We start from the raw sequence: 18,656 nt of genomic DNA on the forward strand, positions 1-18,656 counted from the left end.
ATGAAGCGCACTCGGATCACGAGTCTGTCCGCGAGTGCCCTGTGTGTCGCATTTTTCGCCTGCGCCGCGGTCACCAACGCCGGCCTCGCGGCCGCTGCCCCGATCTACCCGGCGTCCGAAACCGAACCGTTCTACATGCAGCCGCGGGATCTGAGCGGCTTCGGGGACGGCGACCCGATCGCGACCCGGCCGATGCCGCCGCTGCTCGCCTTCCCCGACACCGACGTGTGGCAGGTGAAATACCGCACCACCAATTCGGAGGACCACCCGATCTCTTCGGTGACGACCGTGCTGGTACCCCGCAACCGGACCGCGAACGGTCCGCTGCTGTCCTATCAGCACATCATCAACGCACTCGGGCCCCGATGTGCACCGTCGCGGACCCTGTATTCGAACGATCCCGACCTCCAGATCAAGGAGGCGCCCGCGCTGAACCTCGCGCTGGAGCGGGGCTGGACGGTCGCACTACCCGATCACCTCGGCCCGAACAGCGCGTACGGCGCCGCGAAGCTGGGGGGAACCATCACTCTCGACGGCATCCGTGCCGTGCAGCGGGTGCCGGAGCTGAACGTGGCGGAGAGCCCGGTCGCGCTGGCCGGGTACTCCGGCGGCGGGATGGCGTCGGCCTGGGCCGCGGCCCTCGCGCCGACGTATGCGCCAGAACTGAACATCGTCGGCGTCGCCGAGGGTGGGGTGCCGATGAACATCGGCAAGATGGCGAACGGGCTGGGCATGCAACCGCACCCGGCGTTCGGTCTCGCGATGGCGGCGGCACTCGGCCTCGAACGTGAATACCCGGACCGGCTTCCGATCAGCGAGCAACTCAACGACCGCGGCCTCGCGATGCGTAACGAGATGGCCAACGCGTGCACCAACGGAATCCTCGCGGCCGGCGCCGGCCACAGCGCCTCGGAGGTCGCCCGGACCACCGACCTCATGAGCAGCCCGCAGGCCTGGGAGGTGCTGAACGAGAACAGCGTCGAGCTGTACCCGGGCGTGCCGACGGCACCGATCTTCGAATGGCACAGCCCGACAGACGTCCTCATCCCGGTCGACTCGATCGAGGCGACGATCGCCCGGTACTGCGCTGCCGGAGCGAAGGTGCAGTCCGACCTCTTCCCGAGTCCCGACCACCTGACGACCGCCGTGCTGGGACTGCCGACGGCCCTGGACTATCTCGACGCCCGGTTCCGGGGCGAGCCGGCACCGTCCACCTGCTGATCGGGGGCCGACGGATTGTGTTCTGCCCGTACACAGTCCGAAACGTTTGAGCGTTTGAGCAGATCTACCACGGGGTATCCGCAGTCATGCACCCCAGTACACGCACCGCAGTCGTGACGGGATCGGACTCGCCGATGGGCAGGGCAGTCGCGCTGGCCCTTGCGGACGACGGTTTTCACGTCGGCCTCGCCTATGCCACGGACCGGGACAGCGTCGAATCCACCGCAGCGGACATCCGGACCAGGTCGGTCCGCGCGGCCGTGCAACGCATGGATCTGGCCGACCTGCCCGACTCCGCGGCGGCCGTCGACGAGTTCGCCCGGGAACTGGGCGGAATAGGTGCTCTGGTCAGTTGTCCCGGCAGTACCGCCGTCGAGTGCATCCAGCGTGCCGTGCGCTACATGATCGCGAGCGGCGGGGGCGGCCGGATCGTCAACGTCACCACCGCGTCCTCCGGGCTCGGTGGCCTCACCGGTCTGCTGGCCGCCGAATTGGCGCGGTATTCGATCACCGTCAATTCGATCGTAGTTCCGGCGGCCGAACCGGACTTCGCATCGCCCGGACGCGACGATCGGGAAGTCGCCGCAGTCGCGTCGTACCTGACCGCGCCGCCCGGCATGTTCGTCACCGGCGCCTCCTACGTGGTCGACGGCTCCAGGATCGCCATGATTCCGCACAGCCTGACCGAGGCCGGCACTCGGCGGTTGCCCCGCCGCGCGAACCGCATTCGCTCGTACACCGGCCGCTGGGCACCCACCCGCTGGACGCGGTGACAGCCGGGGTCCCCGACACTCCCGGACCCGCGGCCGAAAGCGTCGTTCCGGCCGCAGACCGGGAGTACCGTGTGCGCAGGGGGTCGTTGAGTCGAGAGTGACGGTATGATGCCGCCGGCAGTCAAGGGCACCGTGGGTAACCTGCCCCACGAATTGACGAGTTTCGTCGGCCGTCGCCGCGAGGTGACCGAAGCGCGCCGCCTCCTGTCTGTGGCACGTCTGGTGACGCTCGCCGGGATCGGCGGCGTGGGCAAGACACGCCTCGCGTTACGGGTGGCAGCCGACGCGAGCCGCGCATTCGACGACGGTGTGTGGCTGGTCGAGCTGGGGGAGCTGGACGAGGACACCACCCTCGTCGACGCGATCTCGTCGGCATTGCGACTTCGCGAGCAGCGGACCGGGGATCCGGAGGCGCTGCTGATCGAGTACCTCGCCACCCGGCAACTCCTGCTGGTGCTCGACAACTGCGAGCACGTGGTCGCCGCGGCCGCCGCGCTGGCGGAGACATTGTTGCGGAGCTGCCCCGAACTGCGGATCCTTGCGACGAGCCGCGAACCACTGGGCATCGGCGGTGAGGCGGTACTGCGGGTGCCGCCGCTGACGGTGCCGGAACCGGACCGGTCGTCGCTGCAGGGCCTGCCGCAGTACGAGGCGGTGACGTTGTTCGTCGAGCGGGCGGCCACGGCGGTGCCCGAGTTCGAACTCACCGAGGAGAACCATCAGGCGGTCGCCCGGATCTGCCGGCAGCTGGACGGGTTGCCGCTGGCGATCGAGTTGGCGGCGGTGCGGCTGCGGGTGATGTCGGCCGAACAGATCCTGCACCGGTTGACGGACCGCTACCGGTTGCTGACGGTCGGGTCGCGAGGTGCGCCGAGCCGGCAGCAAACCCTGAGGTTGTCCGTCGACTGGAGTCACGATCTGTGCACTGAGGAGGAACGGAAGCTGTGGGCCAGGTTGTCGGTGTTCGCCGGCGGCTTCGAACTGGACGCGGTGGAGGGAATCTGCGCCGGCGACCTGCCGGTGGAGAACGTCCTCGACGTGGTCGCGTCGTTGATCGACAAGTCGATTCTGGTCCGGGAGGAGTCGGGGCAGGCGGTGCGGTACCACCTGCTCGAGACCGTGCGGGACTACGGCCGTGAGAAGCTGCAGGAAACCGGCGAGTACATGATGCTCCGCCGGCGGCACCGCGACTGGTACGAGCGGTTGGTGGTGCAGTGCGAGGCCGAGTGGATCGGACCCCGGCAGGTGATGTGGATCAACCGGCTCGACGCCGAGACGCTGAACGTGCGCGCCGCGCTCCACTTCTGCCTGACCGAGCCGGGGGAGGCGGAGGCGGGACTGCGGATCGCCGCGGCGCTGTACCCGTACTGGCGTGCGCGGGGGCAGCTCCGCGAGGGGCGCCGCTGGCTCGGCCAGCTCCTCGGGCGGCACGAGGGTGGCGCCGGCAAGGAGAGGATCGAGGCACTGTACGTCGACAGTGTGCTCGCGGGGATGCACGGCGACCGGGAGGCCGCGAAGGCGCTGGTCGACGAGGCGGCGGTTCTCGCCGACCGGCACGGTGACACGCTGATGCGCGCCCTGGTGGTCCATGCCGCCGGCTGCTGCGCCATGTTCGCCGGTGACCTTCCGCGCGCCCGGGTGTGCTTCGAAGAGGCGCTCGCCGAGTTCCGCGTCAGGGGCAACCTGCTGCAGTTGACGTGGGGCCTGCTCGGGTTGGCCCTGGTCAGCGGCATGCAGGGGGACGGGGCCGTGGCCAAGATGTGCGGATCGGAGATCTTCGCGCTCACCGAGGAGCACGGCGAGTCCGTCTACCGAGGCTGGTCGCTGTGGGCGGCGGGTATGGCGGCGTGGCAGCGCGGGCACCTCGCGCTCGCCGACGACTACGTGAAGCGGGGGTTGCGGTTGTCGCATCTCGTCGACGACCAGATCAGCGCCTGCGGCGCGCTGGAGGTGCTGGCCTGGGTTGCCGTCGGTGCCGATCGGCCGCAGCGCGCCGCCGAACTGATGGGCGCGGCGGAGGCCCTCGCGCAGGCCGTCGGCAACCCGAGCACGGTCTATCCCAACCTGCTCGTCCACCACGCGGAGTGCGAGCAGCAGGCCCGCGCCGTGATCGGGGACCGCGCCTTCGACGCCGCCTTCCACCACGGGATGCACACGTCCTTCGACGACGCGGTCGCCTATGCGCTCGACGAACGGCGCCCCGACGCGGCCACGGCGGCGAACGGCACGACCAACCTGACCCGGCGCGAATGGCAGGTCGCCGAACTCGTCGCCGACGGACTGACCAACAAGGCGATCGCCGCCCGTCTGGTCATTTCGCAGCGCACCGCGCAGGGCCACGTCGAGCACATTCTCGCGAAACTGGGGTTCAACTCGCGCACCCAGATCGCGGCCTGGATCGTCGAACATGCGCAGGACCCGCACCCCTGACGGGGCACCTTTCCGGGCGAAACAGGTATGTCCCCGGGCCGTTCAGCCGCTGTGTTTCCACGCCGCGGACGGGATGCTCGTACGCGTCCCCCCATCCGGCTCCAGACCGAGGCCCCCGATGTCCACTGAACCCCGAATCCACCGAAAGCCCGACCCCCGAACAGGGTCACTGGTCGCCCCGGAGGTGGTGTCGTGACCGCGGGGGGAGTGACCCGGTTGCAGGGGCTCGCCCAAAAATGTGAACTGATGATCCAGCGGTGCCTGAACTGCACGACCCTGCTCGCGCCGTTGATGGCGACGTGCTCGTCCTGCCAGGGTTCGGAACTCGAGCGGGTCCCGTCCTGCGGCGTCGGGTCGATCGTGTCGTCGAAGGTGGTGCAACGCGAAGCGGCCGGACGGGACCGCGGCCTCGTGCCCTGCACGATCGCGATCGTCGAACTCGACGAGGGGCCGTGGGTGTACACCTGGATCGACGGTGAGGTCCCCGCCCCCTCCGACTGCCCGGTTCGCGTCGAGTTCCGGCCCGCGTCGACGGCGGAGCAGTTACCCGTGTTCTCGATCCGCGCAGCCCGTCCGCGGTGATCAGCGTGGAGACCCGCACCGCGGACGATCCCGAGGAAGCGTTCGGCACCGAATGGCTGCGCCTGGCGCTTCGCCGATGCGATCTGCTCGCGCAGACGCATTCCGTGAGCGCGGATGCGCGGTGGATGATCAGTTTCGCCATCCAGTGGGCACCGTTCGGTGGGGCCGGCGCAGCGGAACTAATGGAGCGATTCGGCGTCACCCGGCGGCGGTTCCTGGAACTCGTCTTCGACGGACTCGAGCCGAAGCCCACCGACGTCCAGAAGCTCCGGGCGATGAAGAGTTGCCTGCGCACCTCCCTCGCGGAGGCGTGGGGAGTGCGCTGACGAGGGGCCGATCAGCCGGGCAGCAGATCGTCCAGGTGGATCGGCACCTTCCGAACCCGGATTCCGGTGGCGTGATGAACGGCGTTCGCCACCGCGGCCGCCGCCCCGACGATGCCGATCTCCCCGGCGCCCTTCGACCCCATCGCGTTGGCGTGCCCGTCGACGTCGTCCAGGCACACCGCCTCCAGGTATCCGATGTCGGCGTGTGTGCTGACGTGATACGAGGCGAGATCCTGGGTCACGACGTGGCCGAAGCGGGGGTCGTTCACGCTGCTCTCGTGCAGCGCCATGGACACACCCATCGTCATGCCGCCGAGCATCTGCGACCGAACGGTGCGGGCATTGATCACCCGCCCGATCGCGAACACCCCGAGCATGCGCTCGACGCGGATCTCGCAGGTGACGCGGTGGACGTGGGCCTCCACGAAGTGGGCGCCGAACGAATGCAATGCGACCGTCCCGGCGTCGCGGTTCTCGGGGGTCCCGGCACTCGACTCCGCTCCCGGCTGCGGGGACGTGCCGTGCTCGTCCCGGAACGCGCGGGCCGCCGCGACTATCGCGCCGCCCCAGGAGCTGGTTCCGGTAGAGCCTCCGGCCACGGTCGCCGACGGGTAATCGGTGTCCCCGATGTGCAGGTCGATCGCGTCCAGGGGGCAGCCCAGTGCGTCGGCGGCGATCTGGGTCAGTGCGGTCCACGCGCCGGTGCCGATGTCCACCGATCCGATCTGCACGGTGTAGGTGCCATCGGATTGGTACACGATGCGGGCCACCGAACCCGACGCCGTGTTGGCGGGGTACGTGGCGGACGCGACACCCGTCCCCACCAGCCACTCCGGGTCCGACCCCGGCCGCGCGGGCGCGTCCCGGTCGGCCCACCCGAACAGCCGGGCGCCCTCCTGTAGGCAGTCGGTGAGACGTCGACCGGACCACGGGCGGCCCGTGCTCGGGTCCACCTCGGGTTCGTTGCGGATCCTCAGTTCGATCGGGTCGAGTCCGCAGGCTTCGGCGAGTTCGTCCATCGCCACCTCGGCCGCGAACATGCCCGGGGTCTCGCCGGGGGCACGCATCCAGGAGGGGGCGGGCACATCGAGCGACGCGAGGCGGTGGGTGGTGTACCGGGTGGCGGCGGAATACATCATCCGCGACGGGACCGCCGCCTGTTCGGCGAACTCCTTGATCTTCGCTGACTGGGTGATCACCTCGTGGGACAGTGCGGTCAGCCGCCCGTCGGCGTCCGCGCCGAGCCGGATGTGCTGCACGGTCGGCGCGCGATACGCGGAGAGGGCGAACATCTGCTGCCGGGTGAGCGCGAACTTCACCGGCCGTCCCGCCGTCCGCTGCGCCGCCATCACGGCGAGCACGTTGTGCGCGTGCGGCAGTCCCTTCGAGCCGAACCCACCGCCCACGTACGGGGCGATCACCCGCACCTGTTCGACCTCGAGTCCGAACAGCGGCGCCAGCGTGGCGCGGACGGAATGCACGCCCTGCGTCGAATCGTGCAGCGTCAGAACCGGTCCGGCGCCGCCGGGGGTCCATCGGGCGATGCTCGCGTGCGGTTCCATCGGATTGTTGTGTTCCATCGCGGTGGAATACACCTGATCGACCGTGACTGCCGCGGCGGCGAGTGCGTCGTCCACGTCGCCGTCCTCGGTGTCGGTCGGGAACCCGGCGTTCACTTCCTCCGGCGCATACAGATCGTCTCGGCCGGAACCGAACTCGGTGTCATGGGATGCGGCCTCGTAGTCGACGCGCACCAGGCCGGCGGCGTGACGGGCGACTTCCGGCGAGTCCGCGACCACCGCGCCGAGGAATTGCCCGCGGAAGTGGACGTCGGGGTCCTGCAGGATCGCGAGTTCGGCGTCCGAGGTGTCGTCGAGGCGGGGCGCGTCGAACACCGTGAGGACAGTGACGACCCCGTCCAGCGCCTCCGCGTCCGCGGTGTGCATCGCCGTCACGCGGCCCCGTCCGATCGTCGACAGCACCGGGAACAGATACGTCGGATCGTCCACCGGATGCTCGAACGCGTACAACGCCGTTCCGGTGACCTTGTCGTGGGCGTCGACGCGTTCGGTGGGGGTTCCGATCACCTTCGGTTCGACGAGGGTCATCGGGGCGCCTCCTCGGCGAGTGAACGGAGTACCGACACGAGCACCCGCCGGGTCAGTGCAACCTTGAACTCGTTGCCCGGGAGAGGCTGGGCCGCGGCAAGTTCCGCCGCCGCGGCCTCGGCGAACGTGTCGTCGGTCGGCGCCGCGCCGACGAGCACCTCCTCGGCGCGGGCTGCGCGCCATGGCCGGTGCGCCACACCGCCGAGTGCGACCCGCGCGGAGCTGATCACCCCGTCCACGACCGTCAGTTCGGCGGCCACGGATATCACCGCGAAGGCGAAGGAGGCGCGGTCGCGCACCTTGCGGTACGCCGACCGGTTCCCGGCCGGTGGCGGGGGCAGTTCCACGGCGGTCACGAGATCACCGTGCGTGAGGACGGTGTCGAGGTCGGGCCGGTCGCCGGGGAGCCGGTAGAACTCGCTCAGCGGGATGCGCCGCTCACCGCCGGTGTCGCGGACGACCACGACCCCGTCGAGGGCCGTCATCGCGACCGCCATATCGGAGGGATGCACCGCGACGCAGTGTTCGGAGGCGCCGAGGATGGCGTGGTATCGGACGTAACCGCCGATCGCGGAACACCCGGTGCCGGGTTCCCGTTTGTTGCACGGCGTCGTGACGTCCTGGAAGTACACGCACCGCGTCCGCTGCAGCAGATTCCCCGCGGTGGTCGCGAGGTTCCGCAGCTGCCCCGAGGCACCGGAGAGGAGCGCACGGGACAGCATCGGGTAGCGGGCGCGGACCACATCGTGCGCGGCGAGGTCGCTGTTGCGGACCGCGGCCCCGATCCGAAGCCCGCCGCCCGGAAGCTCGTCGACGTCGCCGAGGGGGAGTCGGCTCACGTCGACGAGAAGACGCGGCTCGGCGACCCCGAGCTTCATGTGGTCGACGAGGTTGGTGCCGCCGGCGAGGAAGGATGCCCGCGGATCACCAGTGACCGTGGCCACGGCGCCGTCGACGTCGGTGGCCCGCTCGTAGTCGAAGGGAATCATGCTTCCGCCGCCTGCCTGATGGCCGCGAGGATGTTCGGGTAGGCGCCGCAGCGGCACAGGTTGCCGTTCATGCGTTCCCGTATCTCGTCGTCGGTCAGTTCGGGTGGCGCGCCGAGATTCTCGGTGACGGCGCTCGGGTGCAGTGATACGAATTCGTCGAGCATGCCGATCGCCGAACAGATCTGGCCGGGGGTGCAGTAGCCGCACTGCAGCCCGTCCTGCTCGACGAATGCCTGCTGAACGGAATGCAGCACCTCACCGTCGGCCAGTCCGTGGGCGGTGGTGACGCGTTCACCGTCGTGGGCGACGGCGAACGTGAGGCAGGACGTGGCCCGCCTGCCGTCGAGGAGCACCGTGCAGGAGCCGCACTGGCCGTGGTCGCAGCCCTTCTTCGGTGCCGTCACGCCGAGGTGGTCGCGGAGCGCGTCGAGCAGGGTCGTGCGGGTGTCCACTTCCAGGGTCCGTTCCTCACCGTCCACGGTGAGGACGATCTTGCGGTACCGAGGACCGGTCGGGCTGTCCGGGACATTCATGCGGGGAGGTTACCCACGGCCGGAGACCGCGAATCACGGCAGAACCGCCACAGTTGCGGTGCGTCAGCTGTCAGCCGTCAGCCGGCAGGAAGCGCCGGATCGCACGGATCGTGACGGCCGGGCGTGCCTGATGCCACACCTCGCGATCGGCGTGGGACCAGGCATACGTCGGGTTGCCGTCGTGTATGCAGTCGAGGAGCCGTGGCTCGCCGAGTCCGTCTGCCGACCATTCGTAGAGCTGCTGCAGCCGCGGTCCGATGAGGCCGTAGTCGAGCATCTCACCGAGGTTGTGCTCCGCGGCGACGTAGGCCGCGACGTCGTCCCCGAGAGGATATCGGTCGGGAAGAACCCGCGAGAGGGAGAGGAAGATCCCGGTCATCGACAGGCGCGGATCGCCGAGCAGGGGGCCGAGCGAGGCGAGCCGCCCGAGTGCCAGACGTGGCGCGGCGACCAGGGCGTGGGCGTAGAGAACGCGGAGCAGCACGACGTTGAGGAAGAAGCGCTCGGGTCGGCTCTCGGCGTCGGCGAGGTCGCGATGGTCCAGGTAGGCGGAGGAGATGCTCGCATTGTGAGCCCGATACCACGTCCGTGCGGTGGGATCTGCGACGAAGCTCATCCACAGTTCGATCGTGTGCGACGAATGCGCCCCGCCCTGTCCGCCGCTCCGGGCGACGGCCTCGCAGCCGTCGCGCAGAAGCCGCTCGTTGACCGCCCGCCACCACGGACTGCCGGGCGGTGCGGCATCGAGGGGAGCCAGCACGCCGCGGCCGAGCTGCCAGCGCATGAACGACAGCGCCGCCCGGCGGAACGGCAAGTGCCGGGGTGCGTTGCCGACGGGACCGTGATAGGTGCGGGCGATCAGTGCGAGCCGGGCCGCCGGATCGTCACGTACTGCGGCGACCTGATCGAGTGCCCACTCTGCGGCGGAACTGCGCGAACTCACGTCCCTATTATCTATCGACGACCCGTTCCGGTGCGCGCACGTCTGCGCCCAGTTTCCGGAACAACCAGTAGACGGCCCGACGCGGGTCGTGGTTCCACCGACGGCGGACTGGGTACTTGCTGAACCCGTGACATCGAGCGATCAGGAGGGACGTCATGCGCGTCGAGCACATCACGGTGGTCGTGCCCGCCCACGACGAGGAAGCGCTGCTGCCGCGGTGCCTGTCGGGGTTGCGTGCGGCCGCGCGGGCCGTCTCCGTGCCGGTCAGGACGGTGGTGGTGCTCGATCGCTGCGGCGACGGCAGCGACACCGTCGTCCGCGCAGCGAATGCCGACGTCGTGGTCCTGGACGCACAGAACGTCGGGGCGGCCCGGCGGGCGGGTTTCGACTCCGTTCGGGTGCGCCCGCGCGAATGGTTCGCCACGACGGACGCGGACTCGCACGTTCCGGCGCACTGGCTGTCGTCGCATCTGCAGCACGCGAGGCGGGGGGCGCAGTTGGTGGCGGGCACGGTGACCGTCACCGACTGGTCGGGCAGGCCCGACCATGTGCGGTCGCGATACGCAGGCGCCTACCGGTCGGGTTCGGCGCACGGGCACATCCACGGTGCGTCCCTCGGATTCTCCGCGGACCTGTACCGCACCGTCGGAGGATTTGCCGCACTGCCCGCGCACGAGGACGTCGACCTCGTGCAGCGGATGATCGGGCAGGGCGCGAACGTGGTATGGAGCATCGACGCCCCAGTCGAGACGTCGGCCCGCGCCGACGCCCGGGCACCGCACGGATTCGCCTCCTACCTCGAACGACTGCAGGACCGATGAGTGCCGGGGTGAGCAGCGGTCCCACAGCGGCGACGGTGGCGGCGATCATCCGGGCGGGGGACGCGGAACTGCCGCTGCCGGGGGGCGGCGCAACCGCCGACCGGTGGGCACACTTGACCCGATGGTCTAGTCGCGACCTCGCGGTGGGGCGGCTCCTCGAGGCCCACGCCGACGCGGACGCGATCCTGGCCGAACTCGACGGGACCCGCGCCGGCCGGGACGAGGTGTGGGGGGTGTGGGCCAGTGAGCCGCCGCATCCCGTGCTGGACGCCTCCGAGAGTTCGTCCGGGTGGAGGCTCCGGGGAACGAAGGCGTGGTGCTCGGGCGCGTCGATGTGCACGCATGCGCTGGTGACGGCCCGAGTGGCCGGGCAACCTCGGCTGTTCGCGGTCGACCTCCGCGAACCGAGGGTCGCGGCCGGGACCGGCGGCTGGCGGAATCCGGGCATGGCGGCGACCGACACCGAGTCCGTGACATTCGACGACGTTCCCGCGCGACCGATCGGCGCGGCGACGGCGTATCTGGAACGTCCCGGATTCTGGCACGGCGGGATCGGGGTGGCGGCGTGCTGGTTCGGCGGGGCCCTGGCCGTCGCGGAACCGCTGCGCGCACGGGCGGGGAGCGGCCGGGCCGACAGCCACCAGCTCGCGCACCTCGGCGCGGTCGACGTCGCCGTCAGCGCGGCCCGCTGGTCGCTCGCGTCGGCGGCCGGGGAGGTGGACGCGAGCCCCTTCGATCACAGGTCGGCCCGGGTTCGCGCGTTCCGGGTGCGGGGCCTGATCGAGCGGACGGCGAGCGAGGTGATCGACAGGGTGGGCCGCGCGCTGGGCGCCGCTCCGCTCGCGACGAACGCCGAGCACGCCCGCAATGTCGCGGACCTGCTCGTCTACATCCGGCAATCGCACGCCGAGCACGATCTCGCGACACTCGGCGAACTCGTCGCGGGGGAGGACTGAGTATGGACAACGGCACCCGATTCCGTGACATGCCGGTGGCCGGCCGGGGCACACCCGAAGACGAGTGGCAGGCGTGGCTGGGCGACAACGCCTTTCCGTCGATACCGCTCACGGAGTGCGACCGCATGGTCGTGGTCGCCCCGCATCCCGACGACGAAGTGCTCGGGGTGGGCGCCCTCGTGGCCGCTGCCGCCGGCCACGGAATTCCCGTCGCGGTCGTCGCGGTGACCGACGGCGCGGCCTCCCACCCGAACTCGCCTACGTTGTCTCCCGCCGCATTGGCCATCGCGCGGATCGCCGAATCGAACAGGGCGACAGCACTGTTGGGTGTCAGTGACCCGGTCCGCCTCGGACTTCCCGACGGCGGGATCGATGCACGCGAGCAGGAACTCACCGTTCACCTCGTCGACGTGCTCACCGCGACCTGCCTGCCCGGGGAACGGGTGTGGGTGCTCGCCACCTGGCGGGGAGACGGACACCCCGACCACGAGGCCACGGGAAGGGCTGCGGCGCAAGCGTGCTCGATCACCGGCCACCGCATGGTGGAGTACCCGGTCTGGATGTGGCACTGGGCCCGTCCTGCCGACGCCGCGGTGCCCTGGCATCGGATGCGGGTCCTCACACCGGCCCCCGCTGTCCTGACCCGCAAACGCCGTGCCGTCGAGGAATTCCGCACCCAGATCCTCCCCCTCTCGGACGACCCACGCGACGCCGCGATCCTGCCGCCGTGGGTGCTCGCGAGACTGATGCGGACGACGGAACGGGTGTTCTGGTGAGCGCGATGGATCCCGCCTACTTCGAGACGATGTACGCGGAATCTGCGGACCCGTGGGGTTTCGGCGAACGCTGGTACGAACGCCGAAAGTATGCAATCACGCTCGCCGCACTGCCGCGCCCGCGCTATCGGCGGGCCTTCGAACCCGGGTGCTCGATCGGAGTGCTGACGGCGCAGCTGGTGGACCGGTGCGATCGGGTCGTCGCGACGGACGTGGTTCCCCGCGCACTCGAGCGAGCCCGGCATCGTCTCGAAGAGCAGGGTGTGGCGGACCGGGTGGAACTCGGCCGGTCGTCGCTCCTCGATCCCTGGCCGCCGGGCACATTCGATCTCGTGGTGCTCAGTGAGGTGCTGTACTACCTCACCCCCGATGACCTGGCTGCCACGCTGGAACGGGCTGTCGGAGCTCTGGAGGAGGGCGGCACTCTCGTCGCCGTGCACTGGCAGCACCCGGTACCGGAATACCCGCAGACGGGCCGCGCGGTTCACGAGCGGATCGCGGCGACCGACGGACTGGTCCGGGCGGGGTCGTACGCCGACGAGGACTTTCGTCTCGACGTCTACACGCGGGGTGCGGTGCCCTCCGTGGCGGCAGCGGAAGGGCTCAGCTGACCCAGGCGTGTCAGGCGATCCTTGACAACGGCCTGCGAATTCCGTCAGGCTGTACCTGACAGAACTGGAGGATCGTCATGGAACTCGTCGAACGCGCCCTCGGTGCGGACGTCGCCGTGGCCGCACGGGCCGTGATCACGGCCGCTGCGGCCGAAGCGAGTCGGTACGCCGACGACATCATCGGCACCGGCCCACTTCCCGGCACACCGGAATGGGAGGCGGAGCAGGGCACCGACATTCCCGCCCAGCGCACCCTGGCCTGGCATCTGCTGAGTCTGCGCATCCAGCTCGCCGCCGGGCTCGACGGCGTCGAAACCGTTCTCGGCCTGCGCTTTCAGGGAGCGACCTGGGCGACCATCGGCAAGGCTGCCGGGATGACCCGCCAGTCCGCGCACGAGCGGTGGGGTGCCCGCACGACAGCCTTGCTCGATCCGCTCGGGACGGGTCTGCCCGCGACCGTCGCCGACGACGATCCGGGCCGGGCAGGCTGAGCACGTCCGGTCAGTCCCGGTACTCCGCGGCGGGCGGTGCGGGGGCCGGGCCGAGCAGCGACAGCCAGCGGTCGTAGAGGGCCGTCCAGGTTCCGTCCGCGCGCAGCCGTTCGAGTGTGCCGTTGACGGACCGGACGAGATCGTCGTTCCCGGGCGCGACGCCGATGGCGTACCGGGCGGAGTCGGAACCGGGACCGACGATCTCCAGATTCGGATCCTGCGCGACGAGTCCGGCGAGGACGGCGGCGCCTGCGACCGCGTCGACCTGCCGCTGCTGAATCGCCATGAGACAGTCGTCCCAGTCGGGGACCGCGAGGATCGTGGCCTTGGGTGCGATCCGCATCAGCGCCGAGATCGCCGCCGGGTCGTGATGGGTGCAGACGCGCCGCCGGGCCAGGTCCGCAGGACCGGAGATGCCGGATCCGGTGCGCACCACGAGCCGTCGGGCTGTGTCGAGATACACCGTCGAGAACTCCACGCCCTCAGTGCCGTCGCAGGCGAGTGCCGCCGGGCGCACGATCATGTCCACGTCACCGTCCGCGAGCAGCGCGGCGCCGTCGTCGGCGCCGAGCGGCCGGAATTCGACCTTGCCGGGATCGCCGAGGAGATCACGGGCGACTTCCCGGGCGAGGTCGACGGCGTAGCCGGTGAGGGTGCCGGTGGTCGGGTCACGGAAGCTGAACAGGTTGGTGTTCTGGTCGACGGCGACCACCACCGCGCCGCGGGCCCGGATCTTCCCGAGGCCGCCATCGGATGGCGGTGGTCCCGGGCGGAGGCTGGGCTGCGGCTCGCAGGTCGACGGCTCCGCCGGCGGCGTGCCGGACGGGGCGATGATCTGGGCACCGACCGACAACGGAAACTCCGTGAAATCCCCGGAGAACGCCGGAGTCGGAGTGTCGGGTGCCCCGCAACCGACGAGCAGGACGGCCCCGAACGCGAGAATGCCGAGCAGCCGGGCGGATCCCGGTCCCCATCGGCGACGGAAGCGCATCATCAGTGGTACTCACCGACTCTGGGTTCGATTCCCGCGATCACGGCGACCGCAGCGGTCACGGCGAGCACGATGCCGGCCACCGCGAGCGCCGCCATCGTGCGGTACGACTCGCGCATCGCGTCGAGTTCCTCGGTGCGCAGGGTGGTGATGGCGTCGTCGAGCGCTTCGTCGAGGGCTCGGAACGTGGCCGTCGACGCTGTCGACCCCGGACCGACCGCGATGTCCGCCGCACCCTGGTAGTCACCGGCGGTGAGCTTCTGCTGCAGTTCCCGGTGCGCACTCCGCCAACCCTCGAACGCCGCGGACGCCTCGTCGATCGCCGGCGCGACGACGGCGTTCCGCGACGCGTCCGAGTTCAGAATCGCGGTGAGCGCGTCCATGTGCCGGGTGTAGTCGGCGCCTGCCGGATCGAAACCGGGCCGGAGCAGTCCGAGTGTCTCGTCGGCGCGGGCCTGCTGGGCGAGGATTCGCGCCTTCGTGACCGCGGCGAGGGGTTCGGCGCCGTCGGTGCGCGCACGCTCGCTCGCCGACGTCGACAGCAGTCCCGCGACCACGATCCACACGACCAGTGCCGCCAGCAGGACCGCCGCGCACGCCAGTCCGGGATTGATGCGCCGACGGCTGCGATGCGCGACATAGGTGTGCGCGGCGGCGAGAACGACGACCCCGGCCGACGCGACGACGATGGCGGTGACCGGCAGCCGTGCGGTGTGGGACTGCGTGTCGGCCACCGCCTCCGACTGTTCGTTGTACAGGCGTTCGGCCAGCGGCAGGATGGTGTCCTGCATCAGACCCGACGCGGTTCCCAGGTACGCCACCCCCACCGGATTTCCGGCGGCGTCGTTGGACCGTGCGGTCGCCACCAGGTCCGTGTAGACGGCGAGGTGCCGCGACATCTCGGTGAGCAGGCGCAGCGTGTCCACGTCACCGGAGGTGACGCCGTAGGAGGCGGTGACGAGTGCGTTCGACGCGTCGGCGATCGCCTGGTTGTACCGGTCGCGCACCGCAAGCGGTTCGATGGCGCCGGCGATGAACGACGACGTCGCCGCGGCGTCGGCGACCGAAAGCGAACTGAACAGGTGCTGCGCGGCATCTGCCAGCGGTTCGGTGTGCGCGCGAAGGGTTTCCATTCGCTGCTGCCGCGCGTCGATCACGACGGAGGTCACGATTCCGGCCGTGAGTGCAACCGCCACGAGGGCGACGGCGAGCAGCGACAATCGTCCGGGCGTCGACTCGAGGAATTCGCGCCACGGTCGTCGCCGGGCGTCGGGTTCGACGAGCAGGGACTCGTCCAGGAGATGCTCGTCGGCCTGCGCAGTGTCACGAGCTCCGCCGGATACGGCACCGCGGTCCTGGTGGAACACGCTTTCCTCCTCGTCCCTGCACTCAGTGTGCGCCGATCCCGGATCGGACGGCACCGAAAGCCGCGATGATCCCGCGTAGCCGGCCCCACCCGCGGGTATGCCCGAACTGGGCACGATCGGCCGGAGGTCCATCGCCCATGAAGGCAACGTCATGAAAGCAACGCGATGAGGGCAGGGCTGCGCGCATTCTGCGTCGCGGTCTCGGTTGCCGCAGCGGCGCTCGGGGCGTGCGCGGCACCTGCACCGGCGGGGGACGACGGCGCGAAGAAGGTCTTCTTCTTCCTGCCGAACACCACGACCACCCGGTTCACGGAGCGGGACGAACCCCTGTTCACCGATTTTCTGGAGTTGTTCGCGCCGGAGGCCACCGTGACCGTTCGCAACGCCGAGGGTGATCCCGCCCGCCAGCAGGACCAGGTCGAGTCCGCCCTCGCGGACGGCGCGTCGGTGCTCGTGCTGATCTCGGCGGACGCGAGATTCTCGGGAGGAGCCCTGACCGCCGCCGCCCGGGCTCACGTTCCCGTGGTGCTCTACGACCACGACGCCGTCGGCGGACCGGCGGACGTCCAGGTGATCTTCGATCCTCTGGAAGTCGGCCGACGGCAGGGGAGCCGCGCCGCCGACCTGATTGCCGCCATGCCCGGCGAGGGTCTGAAGATCGCCCGGGTCGAGGGAAACCTCGGTGAATACGGAACCCGTCAATTCCGGCTCGGCCAGGACGAGTACCTGCAGCCGCTGGCCGACAGCGGCAAGATCCGGGTTGTCTGCGACACCGCGATCGACGACTGGGATCCCGCCGAAGGCCAGGCCTTCGCGGACCAGTGCCTGACCCGCGAGAACAACGACGTCGCACTGTTCGTCACCATGAACGACGACCTCGCCGGCGGCATCGTCGCGGCACTGGCCGGCCGCGGGCTGGCCGGGCGGATACCGGTGACCGGGGGACAGGACGCCAACCTCGCTGCGCTGCAACTGATCGCGTGGGGGGCGCTCGACAACACGATCTTCAAGAACCTGTCCGACCAGGCGAAGGTCGCCGCGCACCTGACCACGTCGATCCTGCACGGTGAGGGTGTCCCCGGGGAGATGATCAACGGCACGATCGACAACCAGTACATGGCCGTGCCGACGGTGTTCCTTCCCGTGCAGAACATCACGCGCGACAACCTCGACGTCGTCGTCAACTCCGGTTTCTACACGTGGCAGCAGATCTGCGCACCCGATCCGGTCTCCACGGTGTGCCGCGACCGGAACTGACCCGTTCACGACTCGACTGGATTCGGGCGGGCAAGCTGGGTCGCATACGGTGGCAGTGGCTCGCGGCGGGCCGGATCGAGGAGGAGTCGACGATGAGTGCACGTACCCCGAGTGAGCGCACCCCCAGTCAGTGGGAGGAGATCACCGCGGCCGATCCGGCACATTCGATGTGGTATGTCGAGCGGTTCCGCGCGATGGAAGCGCAGGGGCAGGACATCGTCGGCGAGGCGCGACTGGTGGATGCGATGCTCGGCCGGAGTGGTCGCGTTCTCGACGCAGGCTGCGGACTGGGGCGGCTGGGCGGCTACCTGCACGACGCCGGACACGTCGTGGTGGGTGTCGACGTCGATCCTGTGCTCGTCGCGGTGGCGGAGGAAGACCACCCCGGTCCGACGTGGCTGGTGGGTGATCTCGCCGAACTCGATCTGACGGCCCTCGGGGTCGCAGCCGATTTCGACCTGATTCTGTGTGCGGGCAACGTGATGACCTTCCTGGCGCCGTCGACACGGGAGTCGGTGCTCGCCGGATTCGCGGCTCACCTCGCCCCGACCGGCCGAGTGATCATCGGGTTCGGCGCCGACCGGGGCTACGAGTTCCCGCGGTTCCTCGCGGACGCCCAGGCCAACGGTCTCGCGGTGGATCTGCTGCTCTCGACGTGGGATCTGCGTCCGTTCACCGAGAACTCCGACTTTCTGGTGGCGGTGTTCTCTCGCGCGGACTGACCGGGCGGAGCGCGAGAAGCGCGGCGAGGGCCGGGGTTGCGGCGAGGAGCGCTCGGGAGCGGGCAGTGATGGCCTCGTCGCGGGCAGCGAGCGCGGCGGCGACATCCTGTGATCCGGGTGTATGCCGCACCTGCGTCATGACGGCGCGCAGAGGTGCGATGCGGTAGCCGGCCCTGCGGAGCTGGTGGACGATCCGGGCGTCGCGAACGTGGGTGGGCGAGTATCGGCGGGTTCCCGTCGGACCGTCCCGATCGGGGACGACGAGTCCCTCGCTGTCCCAGTGCCGCAACGTGGAGGGCCGTACGCCGAGTGCGGCCGCGAGTTCGGCCACGCCCATCGAGTCCGACGCCCGCACGTCGTCGACCGGCTCGGTGGAGATCGCGGCGGCAGCCGCTTGGGCGAGAGCGAGTTCGGTTCGCTCGGCATGGAATCGGGCGTGAACGGCGTCGAGGAGCGCGACCGTGGTCGCCGGGCACGTGTGAGCGCTGCGCACGATCCGTTTGGCGTCGACCGGACCGGCTCCGACGGCGAGTTCGCGATACGCCAGCGCGGACTGCAGGTGCACCTCCGCGTAGATTCGGTACCCGGCGGCTGTGCGCGTGGCGGGCGGCAGCACACCGTCGCGTTCGAGGTCGCGCACGTGCTGCACCGAGCATCCGGCACGCCGCGCGACGTCCACGGTTCGCAAATTCTGCGATTGGAGACTGTGCACCGCATCTCCTTTGCTTTTGCCCTCTCAGGTCTCCACATGCACTTCAA

At 70.0% G+C, this 18,656-nt stretch carries 19 protein-coding genes; 12 read left to right on the forward strand and 7 right to left on the reverse strand.

What is annotated here, in order from left to right; translation table 11 throughout:
* From H0B43_RS33915 to H0B43_RS33935, 5 genes are all read left to right on the forward strand, one after another.
* Nucleotides 1–1,221, forward strand: coding sequence for a lipase family protein (locus H0B43_RS33915; RefSeq protein ID WP_185723959.1), 1,221 nt, complete (start codon nt 1–3; stop codon nt 1,219–1,221).
* 86 nt (nt 1,222–1,307) lie between these two features.
* Nucleotides 1,308–1,994, forward strand: coding sequence for an SDR family NAD(P)-dependent oxidoreductase (locus H0B43_RS33920; protein ID WP_185723958.1), 687 nt, complete (start codon nt 1,308–1,310; stop codon nt 1,992–1,994).
* A gap of 108 nt (nt 1,995–2,102) precedes the next feature.
* Nucleotides 2,103–4,424: a LuxR C-terminal-related transcriptional regulator gene (locus tag H0B43_RS33925; RefSeq protein WP_185729692.1), complete on the forward strand. Its 2,322-nt coding sequence runs from the start codon at nt 2,103–2,105 to the stop codon at nt 4,422–4,424.
* Between the two features lie 192 nt (nt 4,425–4,616).
* Nucleotides 4,617–5,006, forward strand: a complete 390-nt coding sequence (locus H0B43_RS33930; protein WP_185723957.1) for a Zn-ribbon domain-containing OB-fold protein — start codon at nt 4,617–4,619, stop codon at nt 5,004–5,006.
* Nucleotides 5,003–5,332: a hypothetical protein gene (locus tag H0B43_RS33935; RefSeq protein WP_185723956.1), complete on the forward strand. Its 330-nt coding sequence runs from the start codon at nt 5,003–5,005 to the stop codon at nt 5,330–5,332. Before H0B43_RS33930 ends, H0B43_RS33935 begins: the two co-directional genes overlap by 4 nt.
* 11 nt (nt 5,333–5,343) lie before the next feature.
* Here the strand turns inward: H0B43_RS33935 and H0B43_RS33940 are convergent, their stop codons facing one another.
* From H0B43_RS33940 to H0B43_RS33955, 4 genes are all read right to left on the reverse strand, one after another.
* Nucleotides 5,344–7,440, reverse strand: a complete 2,097-nt coding sequence (locus H0B43_RS33940) for a xanthine dehydrogenase family protein molybdopterin-binding subunit (RefSeq protein ID WP_185723955.1) — start codon at nt 7,438–7,440, stop codon at nt 5,344–5,346.
* Complete coding sequence (locus H0B43_RS33945; protein ID WP_185723954.1) at nt 7,437–8,429, reverse strand: xanthine dehydrogenase family protein subunit M; 993 nt, start codon at nt 8,427–8,429, stop codon at nt 7,437–7,439. Before H0B43_RS33945 ends, H0B43_RS33940 begins: the two co-directional genes overlap by 4 nt.
* Nucleotides 8,426–8,962, reverse strand: coding sequence for a 2Fe-2S iron-sulfur cluster-binding protein (locus H0B43_RS33950; protein ID WP_185723953.1), 537 nt, complete (start codon nt 8,960–8,962; stop codon nt 8,426–8,428). Before H0B43_RS33950 ends, H0B43_RS33945 begins: the two co-directional genes overlap by 4 nt.
* Nucleotides 8,963–9,032: 70 nt before the next feature.
* Nucleotides 9,033–9,905 carry a hypothetical protein gene (locus tag H0B43_RS33955; RefSeq protein ID WP_185723952.1) on the reverse strand — a complete coding sequence of 291 codons (873 nt, stop codon included), beginning with the start codon at nt 9,903–9,905 and terminating at the stop codon, nt 9,033–9,035.
* Between the two features lie 155 nt (nt 9,906–10,060).
* On the opposite strand from H0B43_RS33955, the gene H0B43_RS33960 reads away from it, so the two are divergent.
* The 5 genes from H0B43_RS33960 (at nt 10,061) to H0B43_RS33980 (ending at nt 13,560) form a co-directional block, all read left to right on the forward strand.
* On the forward strand, nt 10,061–10,726 hold the full coding sequence (locus H0B43_RS33960) for a glycosyltransferase family 2 protein (protein WP_185723951.1): 666 nt from the start codon (nt 10,061–10,063) through the stop codon (nt 10,724–10,726).
* Entirely contained in the window at nt 10,723–11,682 is a 960-nt protein-coding gene (locus tag H0B43_RS33965; RefSeq protein WP_185723950.1) for an acyl-CoA dehydrogenase family protein, read from the forward strand. The genes H0B43_RS33960 and H0B43_RS33965 overlap by 4 nt, the downstream gene beginning before the upstream one ends.
* A gap of 2 nt (nt 11,683–11,684) precedes the next feature.
* Entirely contained in the window at nt 11,685–12,458 is a 774-nt protein-coding gene (locus H0B43_RS33970; protein WP_185723949.1) for a PIG-L deacetylase family protein, read from the forward strand.
* Nucleotides 12,452–13,069, forward strand: a complete 618-nt coding sequence (locus tag H0B43_RS33975) for a class I SAM-dependent methyltransferase (protein WP_185729691.1) — start codon at nt 12,452–12,454, stop codon at nt 13,067–13,069. The genes H0B43_RS33970 and H0B43_RS33975 overlap by 7 nt, the downstream gene beginning before the upstream one ends.
* Nucleotides 13,070–13,146: 77 nt before the next feature.
* Complete coding sequence (locus tag H0B43_RS33980) at nt 13,147–13,560, forward strand: hypothetical protein (RefSeq protein WP_185723948.1); 414 nt, start codon at nt 13,147–13,149, stop codon at nt 13,558–13,560.
* Nucleotides 13,561–13,570: 10 nt separating this feature from the next.
* On the opposite strand, the gene H0B43_RS33985 is transcribed toward H0B43_RS33980, so the two are convergent.
* Nucleotides 13,571–14,554: a glutamate ABC transporter substrate-binding protein gene (locus tag H0B43_RS33985; protein WP_185723947.1), complete on the reverse strand. Its 984-nt coding sequence runs from the start codon at nt 14,552–14,554 to the stop codon at nt 13,571–13,573.
* Entirely contained in the window at nt 14,554–15,918 is a 1,365-nt protein-coding gene (locus tag H0B43_RS33990; RefSeq protein ID WP_185723946.1) for a hypothetical protein, read from the reverse strand. Before H0B43_RS33990 ends, H0B43_RS33985 begins: the two co-directional genes overlap by 1 nt.
* A 165-nt stretch (nt 15,919–16,083) precedes the next feature.
* On the opposite strand from H0B43_RS33990, the gene H0B43_RS33995 reads away from it, so the two are divergent.
* Complete coding sequence (locus H0B43_RS33995; RefSeq protein WP_185723945.1) at nt 16,084–17,175, forward strand: substrate-binding domain-containing protein; 1,092 nt, start codon at nt 16,084–16,086, stop codon at nt 17,173–17,175.
* Nucleotides 17,176–17,267: 92 nt separating this feature from the next.
* On the forward strand, nt 17,268–17,897 hold the full coding sequence (locus H0B43_RS34000; protein ID WP_185723944.1) for a bifunctional 2-polyprenyl-6-hydroxyphenol methylase/3-demethylubiquinol 3-O-methyltransferase UbiG: 630 nt from the start codon (nt 17,268–17,270) through the stop codon (nt 17,895–17,897).
* On the opposite strand, the gene H0B43_RS34005 is transcribed toward H0B43_RS34000, so the two are convergent.
* Nucleotides 17,848–18,609 (reverse strand): MerR family transcriptional regulator, encoded by a 762-nt coding sequence (locus H0B43_RS34005; RefSeq protein ID WP_185723943.1) that lies wholly within the window; start codon nt 18,607–18,609, stop codon nt 17,848–17,850. The genes H0B43_RS34000 and H0B43_RS34005 overlap by 50 nt on opposite strands.
* Nucleotides 18,610–18,656: the final 47 nt, after the last annotated feature.

Origin of the sequence: Rhodococcus sp. 4CII (genome assembly GCF_014256275.1) — a bacterium.
In the GTDB taxonomy this organism is placed as follows: Bacteria; Actinomycetota; Actinomycetes; order Mycobacteriales; family Mycobacteriaceae; genus Rhodococcus_F; species Rhodococcus_F wratislaviensis_A.

Coding starts and splice junctions, on each gene's coding strand:
- H0B43_RS33915 (WP_185723959.1), top strand. CDS start 1: ATGAAGCGCACTCGGATCACGAGTCTGTCCGCGAGTGCCCTGTGTGTC.
- H0B43_RS33920 (WP_185723958.1), top strand. CDS start 1,308: ATGCACCCCAGTACACGCACCGCAGTCGTGACGGGATCGGACTCGCCG.
- H0B43_RS33925 (WP_185729692.1), top strand. CDS start 2,103: ATGCCGCCGGCAGTCAAGGGCACCGTGGGTAACCTGCCCCACGAATTG.
- H0B43_RS33940 (WP_185723955.1), bottom strand. CDS start 7,440: ATGACCCTCGTCGAACCGAAGGTGATCGGAACCCCCACCGAACGCGTC.
- H0B43_RS33945 (WP_185723954.1), bottom strand. CDS start 8,429: ATGATTCCCTTCGACTACGAGCGGGCCACCGACGTCGACGGCGCCGTG.
- H0B43_RS33950 (WP_185723953.1), bottom strand. CDS start 8,962: ATGAATGTCCCGGACAGCCCGACCGGTCCTCGGTACCGCAAGATCGTC.
- H0B43_RS33960 (WP_185723951.1), top strand. CDS start 10,061: ATGCGCGTCGAGCACATCACGGTGGTCGTGCCCGCCCACGACGAGGAA.
- H0B43_RS33965 (WP_185723950.1), top strand. CDS start 10,723: ATGAGTGCCGGGGTGAGCAGCGGTCCCACAGCGGCGACGGTGGCGGCG.
- H0B43_RS33970 (WP_185723949.1), top strand. CDS start 11,685: ATGGACAACGGCACCCGATTCCGTGACATGCCGGTGGCCGGCCGGGGC.
- H0B43_RS33980 (WP_185723948.1), top strand. CDS start 13,147: ATGGAACTCGTCGAACGCGCCCTCGGTGCGGACGTCGCCGTGGCCGCA.
- H0B43_RS33985 (WP_185723947.1), bottom strand. CDS start 14,554: ATGATGCGCTTCCGTCGCCGATGGGGACCGGGATCCGCCCGGCTGCTC.
- H0B43_RS33995 (WP_185723945.1), top strand. CDS start 16,084: ATGAGGGCAGGGCTGCGCGCATTCTGCGTCGCGGTCTCGGTTGCCGCA.
- H0B43_RS34000 (WP_185723944.1), top strand. CDS start 17,268: ATGAGTGCACGTACCCCGAGTGAGCGCACCCCCAGTCAGTGGGAGGAG.